The organism is Streptomyces sp. RP5T (assembly GCF_003933965.1).
GTDB lineage: Bacteria > Actinomycetota > Actinomycetes > Streptomycetales > Streptomycetaceae > Streptomyces.
Genome location: NZ_RSAJ01000974.1, coordinates 1 through 1,916, shown reverse-complemented (window position 1 = coordinate 1,916; position 1,916 = coordinate 1). Strand labels below are relative to the sequence as shown.

The window sequence follows — 1,916 nt, the reverse complement described above, 5'->3', positions numbered from 1 at the left end:
GGTCCGGGATCTTCACGGATTCCGGATCCGTCGGTGGGGCGGGCCGAGCGGGAGTCCGGGGTCGCTGTTGATTGCCGTGTCGCTTCGGATCGCCGTGTCGTTTCGGGCCGCCCCGGGGCGCCGAGCGCGCCCACAGCCGCGCACGCGTGCGTGCCGCCGTGCCGCCGAGGCGGCGCAGGAAGGACGTCGGCAGGAAGACCGAGTCGGCCGCGATCATCGCCAGCGAGAAGAACGGCAGACCGAGGACGACCGCGATCACCGCGTGCTCGGTGATCATCGCGGCCAGCAGGACGTTCTTGACCCGCCGGTTGAACAGGGTGAACGGAAAGGCGACCTGCACGGCGACGGTCCCGTACGTCACCAGCATCACCATGACGCCGTTCGCCGAGAGCAGGTCGGCGAGGGCGGGCCACGGGGAGAAGGACTCCAGGTGGAGGGGGTAGTAGACCGCGGTGCCGTCCTGCCAGCGAGAGCCCTGGATCTTGTACCAGCCGGCTGTCGCGTAGATGAGGCAGGCCTCGGCCATGATCACGAGCAGGGCGCCGTTGTGGACGATGTTGGCGACGACGTCGAGCATGATCCGCGACTGCCCGGACCGGGCGAACCGTCCGGCCGCCCACCACAGGGCCTGCGCCAGCCACAGGGTCCACAGCAGTGCCGGGACGAACCAGTCGCCGTTCAGCTTGTCCAGGAAGGCCGCCGACACCAGCACGAGCCCCAGGGCGGCCCACAGGGCCGGGCCGGCCCGGCCGACGACGTGCTCTCCACGCGCGCGTGCCTCCCGCGTGCGCCGGGCCCGTCGTTCGTCCAGGGACCAGACCTGGCCGCAGCGCGTGAAGACGAGGTAGATGCACATCAGGTGCAGGACGTTGTCGCCGCCGTCGCCCATGAAGATGCTGCGGTTCTGGAGAGAGAGCACGCCGACCATGAAGAGCACGGACATCGCGCGGGTGTGCCAGCCGAGCAGCAGCAACAAGCTCGACAGAACGGCGAGCACGTAGACCGTCCCGAACCAGAACTGGCCGTCCGACCACATCAGGGCCGAGAACGCCCCGTTGAGCGAGACCAGCTGGTCGGCGAGGTTCCAGTTCCACGGACCGTCCGGGCCGTACAGCTCCTGGCGGTGCGGGAACTCGCGCAGCAGGAACAGCAGCCAGGTCGCGCTGAAGCCGATACGGATCGTCGCGCTCTGGTAGGGGCCGAGGGCGGTCTCGGTGACGCGGGCGATGGCGGTGGACACCGCCAGGGCGAATCGGTTCACCGGACGCTCCCCTGAGTGTCGTCGGACGCCACGGCCCACCAGGGCAGTTCGCGGTAGACGGGCTGCGCCGAGATCTTCTCCCCGCTCCACTTCGGCGGGGGCACGCTGGAGGTCCGGGAGCGCACCTGGACGCTCACGAGGACGGCGTCCCGCGCGGTCACGTGGTCGCGCTCCAGGCGCAGCACGACGACGCGGCGGAGGTAGGTCTCGGACAGGCTGCCGCGCAGGCCGATCGGGCGGTTGTCGGTGCCGTGGGTGGCGACGAAGAGGTCCCAGGCGCGGCGCAGTTCGTTCTGCCGGGTGTGGCTGGGGAGCGGGTCGCCGTCGATGGCCCGGCCGTCCTGGGCGGACAGGTCGTACCAGCCGGTCGTACGGCTGCCGCCGTCGGCGGTCCGTATCCGGGCCCTGACCTGCACCGCGATGTCCTGCTGGAGGGGGTTCGGCGCGAAGAGCTTCCAGTTCTGCTCGAACTCCGGGTAGACCCAGTCGTCGACCGCCCTGCCGTGCTGCTTGGTCACCGTGTTCGAGGGCGCGACGTGCAGGAACACCATCCCGATGTGCACACAGACGGCGACGGCCACGACGGCGAGCGCCAGGACGACACCGACCTGATAGCGGAGAGAGAGGGCGGCCACGCCGGGGCGGGGGGTGACGC

2 protein-coding genes are annotated in these 1,916 nt (G+C 70.4%); both read right to left on the bottom strand.

Features of this window, described 5'->3' with window-relative positions; genetic code table 11:
- Positions 1-1,261, bottom strand: a 1,261-nt coding sequence (locus tag EHS43_RS43595) for an HTTM domain-containing protein (protein WP_148104310.1), incomplete at its 3' end; no start/stop codon positions are given.
- On the bottom strand, positions 1,258-1,916 hold a 659-nt coding region (locus EHS43_RS43590; protein WP_260470995.1), incomplete at its 5' end, for a DUF5819 family protein. The genes EHS43_RS43595 and EHS43_RS43590, both read right to left, overlap by 4 nt.